At 70.9% G+C, this 5340-nt stretch carries 4 protein-coding genes and 1 pseudogene; 1 reads left to right on the plus strand and 4 read right to left on the minus strand.

Annotated elements, in window-relative coordinates; all coding sequences use genetic code 11:
- Positions 1-182: 182 nt before the first annotated feature.
- The 3 genes from F787_RS0113815 to hpnD are packed head-to-tail and all read right to left on the minus strand — an operon-like array spanning position 183 to position 3190.
- Positions 183-989 carry an SDR family NAD(P)-dependent oxidoreductase gene (locus F787_RS0113815; protein ID WP_028492561.1) on the minus strand — a complete coding sequence of 269 codons (807 nt, stop codon included), beginning with the start codon at positions 987-989 and terminating at the stop codon, positions 183-185.
- On the minus strand, positions 986-2329 hold the full coding sequence (hpnE, locus tag F787_RS0113820; RefSeq protein WP_028492562.1) for a hydroxysqualene dehydroxylase HpnE: 1344 nt from the start codon (positions 2327-2329) through the stop codon (positions 986-988). Before hpnE ends, F787_RS0113815 begins: the two co-directional genes overlap by 4 nt.
- 6 nt (positions 2330-2335) lie before the next feature.
- Positions 2336-3190 (minus strand): presqualene diphosphate synthase HpnD, encoded by an 855-nt coding sequence (gene hpnD, locus F787_RS0113825; RefSeq protein ID WP_018870743.1) that lies wholly within the window; start codon positions 3188-3190, stop codon positions 2336-2338.
- Positions 3191-3314: 124 nt separating this feature from the next.
- On the opposite strand from hpnD, the gene hemN reads away from it, so the two are divergent.
- A complete protein-coding gene (gene hemN / locus F787_RS0113830) occupies positions 3315-4709 on the plus strand; it encodes an oxygen-independent coproporphyrinogen III oxidase (protein ID WP_028492563.1) in 1395 nt (464 codons plus the stop codon).
- A gap of 425 nt (positions 4710-5134) precedes the next feature.
- Here hemN and F787_RS15830 read toward each other — a convergent pair.
- Positions 5135-5340: pseudogene (locus F787_RS15830) on the minus strand (NAD(P)H:quinone oxidoreductase); the annotation flags it as partial.

The following is a 5340-nucleotide window of genomic DNA, read 5'->3' on the forward strand; positions in this document are numbered from 1 at the left end:
GCAGGTCCGGTGCCGGATCGGCCAGGGGGCTGGCCTCCTACGGACGGTTCGGGGAGCGGTAGGAGGCCGGCCCTCCGGCCGATCGGGGGCAGGTCTGGTGCCGGGTCGGCCAGGGGGCTGGCCTCCTACCGGCGGGTTGGGGAGCGGTAGGAGGCCGGCCCCCCGGCCGATCGGGGCCGGAATCAGCCGTCGTAATCCGGGGGCAGGGGGCGGATCGGGAGGTGGCCTTCCAGGCGCAGGTTGTGGCCGGTGATGGCCGGGTCGCCGGGGTCGAGGAAGTAGAGATACGGGCCCACGGTGTCCTCGGGCGCGGGCAGGCTGGCCGGGTCTTCGCCGGGGTAGTGCGCGCGGCGGAAGCGGGTGCGCACCGGGCCGGTGTCCACGCCGTTGACGTGGATGAAGCCGCCTTCGTGACGGTGTTCGCGGTGCAGGATCTCCAGCAGGCTGTCCTGCGCCGCCTTGGCCATGCCGAAGGCGCCCCAGTAGGCGCGGCTGGCGTCCTGGGTGGAGATCACCAGACTGCCGGTCGGGCTGGCTTCCAGCAGCGGAATGACCGCCTGCACCAGGAAGAACGGCCCGTTCAGGTTGGCGTTGACGACCTTGAACCACAGCTCCGGGTCGTACTGCTTCAGCGGGGTCAGGGTGCCGGCCCAGCCGGCATTGAGCACCACGCCGTCCAGCCGGCCGAGCGAGTCGCGGATGCTCTCGGCCATCTCGCCATAGTCCTTGACCGTGGCCCCCTCGTGGTTGAGCGGGTAGATCGCCGGCTGCGGGTGCCCGGCGGCCTCGATGGCATCGTACACGCGCTCCAGGCCCTTGATGTCCTTGTCCAGCAGGACCACCACGGCCCCGGCAGCGGCACAGGCCTCGGCGACCTGGCGCCCGATGCCGTCGGCCGCGCCGGTCACCAGGATCACGCGGTCGGCAAAGGCGCCGGGTTCGGGCCGATAGTCGATCAGCTTCGGGATGTCGAGCGGGGTGTCGGTCAAGAGAGGTCCTCCATGAGCAGATGCGCCGATTCTAAACCGGAGCGCACCGCGGCTTCGAGGGTGGAAGGGAGTCCGGGGACCAGATAGTCCCCGGCGAGCAGCAGATCCCGGCGCGCGGTGCGCGGTTCGGGGCGGCGGGTGTCGATGCCGGTGCTGGCATCAAGGGTCGCGCGGCGTTCGCAGACCGCGTGCTGCGCGACCGGGGTGTCCAGTCCGGGTACGCAGCGGGCCAGTTCCGCGGCTACCGTCGCGCAGCGGGTGTCGGCATCCATGGGTGCGGCGTCGTCGGCGGCGGAGGTGACCACGGCCACCCATTCCGGATGGCCGCCGACGCGGCGCGGTACCGCCCACTGGCCGTACTGCCCCAGCAGCCCCAGCAGGGGCGGCAGTTCATCCACCGCACGCGGGTAGCGCAGGTACACGGTGCAGATGCTGCGCCCGCCCATGCCGCGGATGCGCTCGCGCAGGTCGCCCGGGTCGGCGGCCTCGGGGAGCAGCCCGGCGGCAGCGGCCGGGGCGGTGGCCAGGATCACGGCGCGTGCCTCGATGCGCCGGCCACCGCGATCCTCCAGCATGACCGGCGAAGCCCCCGATCCGGGGTCGTCGGGCAGTTCGATGTGCCGGATGCGCCGTCCGAGGTCGATGCTGGCGCCGCGTTCCCGCAGTTCGGCCAGCGCCGGCTCCGGGTAGATCGCGCCCAGCGGCTGCGCCGGCAGCAGCAGACGAGCCGCCTCCGGGCCGTGGGTCAGGGCCTCTCGCAGCACCTCGCGGAAGACCCGCGCCGAGGCGCTGCGCAGCGGGGTGTTCATGACCGCCAGGCACAGCGGCTCCCACAGGCGTTCGATCAGCGCGGGCGGCTGGTGGTGGTACTGCAGCCAGGCGCGTACCGGTCGGTCCTGATGCAGCGGGCCGTGCAGCAGGCCGACCGCACCCAGGGTGGCGCGCAGCCGTACGCGCAGCGGTTCGGTTTTCAGGGTGGCGTACAGCGCGCGACCCAGCGCCGGCAGGCGCGGCGAGGCGGGGTTCAGGCGCAGGGCCTCGGTGCCGTCGGCGGCACGCAGTTCCAGACCGAAGGGCAGGGCGTGGAAGGCCTGCTCCGGGTCGACGCCCACCGAGCGGATCTGTGCCAGCGCCGCTTCGCAGGCGCCCACCAGGATGTGCTGGCCGTTGTCCAGTGTAGTCCCGTCCAGGGTCAGGCTGCGGGCGCGGCCGCCGGCCACCGCTGCGCTGTCCAGCAGGTGCACCGGGTGGCCGGCGCGCGCCAGCGCGAGCGCGGCGGTGAGGCCGGCCCAGCCGGCCCCGACCACCGCCACCGGACGGGCGTCGGACGCGACGGACACGCGGGCTCAGCCGCGCCGGCGTTCGCGGCGCAGGCGGCGGTAGGTGCGCCAGGCGATCCACAGCTTGCGCAGCGGGGTCAGGTGAACCCGGTGCTCCAGCACGCGGTAGCCGTCATCGGCGATTTCGTCCAGCAGGCGGCGGTAGATCGCGGCCATGATCAGGCCCGGGCGCTGGGCGTAGCGGTCCGCTGCCGGCAGTTCGGCCTCGGCCTTGTCGTAGTAGCGCCGGGCGCGTTCGGCCTGCTCCGCGAACAGCGCGCGGTGGCGGTCGTCGGTGAGGTTGCGCTGGAACTCCTCCGGGCGCACGCCGTGTTTCTGCAGTTCGTCCATCGGGATGTACACCCGCCCGCGCATCGCGTCCTCGTGCACGTCACGCAGGATGTTGGTCAGCTGCAGGGCCATGCCGAGATCGTGGGCGTACTTGAGCGTGCCGCGCTCGGTGAAGCCGAAGATGTGCGCGGAGAGGATGCCGACCACGCTGGCCACGCGGTAGCAGTACAGCGACAGCGTGGTGAAATCGGGGTAGCTGTCGTAGTCGAGATCCATCTGCATGCCGTCGATGATCTCGTCGAAGTACTCGCGACCCAGATCGAACGGGGCCAGATGCGGCTGCAGCGCGCGGGTGATGGGGTGCTGCGGGTCGCCGTCGTACAGCCGTTCGATCTCGCCGCGCCACCAGTCCAGCTTGGCGCGGGCCACGGCCTCTTCGCTGGTCTCGTCGACCACGTCGTCCACCTCGCGGCAGAAGGCGTACAGCGCGGTGATCGCGCGACGGCGGTCGTCTTCGAGGAAGCGGAAGGCGTAGTAGAACGAGGAGCCGCTTTTCGCGGCTTTTTCTTCGCAGTATTCGTCGGGTGACATGGTTTCTCGGGGCCGGGCCGGATGTGCGCGCAGAGGCTAGCATAAGGCGGGTTGGGTGACCTGCCTCAAGCCCCGGGGTGCGGCCCGGGGGTATCATGGGCTGGTCCGCCCACAGGAGTCCCCGATGGAACAGAGCCTGATCTTCGACCGCGAGATGCTGCAACGCTACGACGTCAGTGGCCCGCGCTACACGTCCTATCCCACCGCGCCGCAGTTCCACGAGGGGTTCGACGATACCACCTATGCGGTACAGGCCGAGCGTTCGCAGGCCGATGGTGTCACGCGTCCGCTGTCGCTGTATGTGCACGTGCCGTTCTGCGACACGGTGTGTTTCTACTGCGCCTGCAACAAGGTGGTGACCGGCAATTACGAGCGCGCGCGCAGCTATCTGGACTATCTGGATCAGGAAATCGCGCTGCAGGGGCGGCTGTTCCACCCGGAACGCCCGGTGGAACAGCTGCATTTCGGTGGTGGCACGCCCACCTATCTGAGCGATGCCGATCTGGACCGGGTGATGGATTCGCTGGGTCGCAACTTCAACCTGGCGGACGGGCCGGAGCGCGAGTTCTCCATCGAGATCGACCCGCGGGCGCTGCGCGAAGGCACGCTGCCGCTGCTGGCCGAGCGCGGCTTCAACCGCATCAGCCTGGGGGTGCAGGACTTCGACCCCGATGTGCAGCAGGCGGTCAACCGCGTCCAGCCATTCGAGGTGACCGCCGGGGCGATCGAACAGGCGCGGGCCTGCGGCTTCGGCTCGACCAACGTGGACCTGATCTACGGGCTGCCGAAGCAGACGGTGGAGACCACGCGGCGGACCCTGGAGCAAACCCTCGAGCTGCGGCCAGAGCGGCTGGCGATCTACAACTACGCGCATCTGCCGGAGCGCTTCAAGGTGCAGCGCCAGATCAACGAGGACGAGCTGCCCTCGGCGGCGGAGAAGCTGGCGATCCTGGAGACGACCATCGGCATGCTGACCGATGCCGGTTATGTGTACATCGGCATGGATCATTTTGCCCTGCCGGACGACGAGCTGGCCCGCGCCCAGCGCGCCGGCACGCTGCAGCGCAATTTCCAGGGCTACTCCACGCGTGCCGACTGCGACCTGGTGGCGATGGGGCCGACCGCGATCGGGCGTATCGGCGATACCTACAGTCAGAACGTGCGCGAGCTGGAGCAGTACTACGCGCGCCTGGATGCCGGGCGCCTGCCGGTGTTCCGGGGCATCGTGCTGTCGGATGACGACCGTCTGCGACGCGAGGTGATCACCGACATCATGTGTCATTCGCATCTGGATTTCGGCCGGGTGGAGGCCCGCCACGGGATCGATTTCCGTGAGTATTTCGGTGCGGAGCTGGAGCGCCTGGCCGAGATGGAACAGGACGAACTGGTGCGCGTGGGCGAGCGCGAGCTCGACGTGCTGCCACGCGGGCGCATGCTGCTGCGCAACGTGGCCATGGCCTTCGATGCCTGGCTGGACCGGCCGGAGGCCGCCCCGGTGAAATACAGCCGGGTGGTGTAGGACGCCGGCCCTCCGGCCGATCCGGGCCTGGTGGGTTGTCGGGGCTTGATCGGCCAGGGGGCTGGCCTCCTACGGGGCGGGCCGGGTCTGGTGCCGGGTCTGGTGCCGGGTCGGCCAGGGGGCTGGCCTCCTACGGGGCGGGCCGGGGCTGGTGCCGGGTCGGCCAGGGGGCTGGCCTCCTGCAGGTCGACCCCGGCCCCGGTAGGAGGCCGGCCCTCCGGCCGATTTGGCGCGGTGATTGGTCGGGGCTTGATCGGCCAGGGGGGTGGCCTCCTACGGGTCGGGCCGGGTCTGGTGCCGGGTCGGCCAGGGGGCTGGCCTCCTACGGGCCGGGCCGGGTCTGGTGCTGGGTCGGCCAGGGGGCTGGCCTCCTGCGGGTCGGGTCGGGCCGGGTCTGGTGCCGGGTCGGCCAGGGGGCTGGCCTCCTACGGGCCCAGCTTCTGGGCGCGGGCGACTTCGGCGACGTGGCGGCCCTGGGATTCGGCCATGCCGAGTTCGGCCTCGGTGGGCTGGCGGCTGCCGTCGCCGTCGGCCAGGGTGGTGGCGCCGTAGGGCGTCCCGCCGCTGATCTGGCCCATTTCCAGCAGGCGCTTTTCGGTGTACGGCAGGCCGACGATGGTCATGCCGAAGT

The sequence above is a fragment of the Thioalkalivibrio sp. ALE19 genome (assembly GCF_000428605.1).
Lineage (GTDB): Bacteria > Pseudomonadota > Gammaproteobacteria > Ectothiorhodospirales > Ectothiorhodospiraceae > Thioalkalivibrio.

What these genes read in the sequence shown, in the direction of transcription:
- hpnD (WP_018870743.1), bottom strand. Translation starts at nt 3,190, where the DNA reads ATGTCACCCGACGAATACTGCGAAGAAAAAGCCGCGAAAAGCGGCTCC.
- hemN (WP_028492563.1), top strand. Translation starts at nt 3,315, where the DNA reads ATGGAACAGAGCCTGATCTTCGACCGCGAGATGCTGCAACGCTACGAC.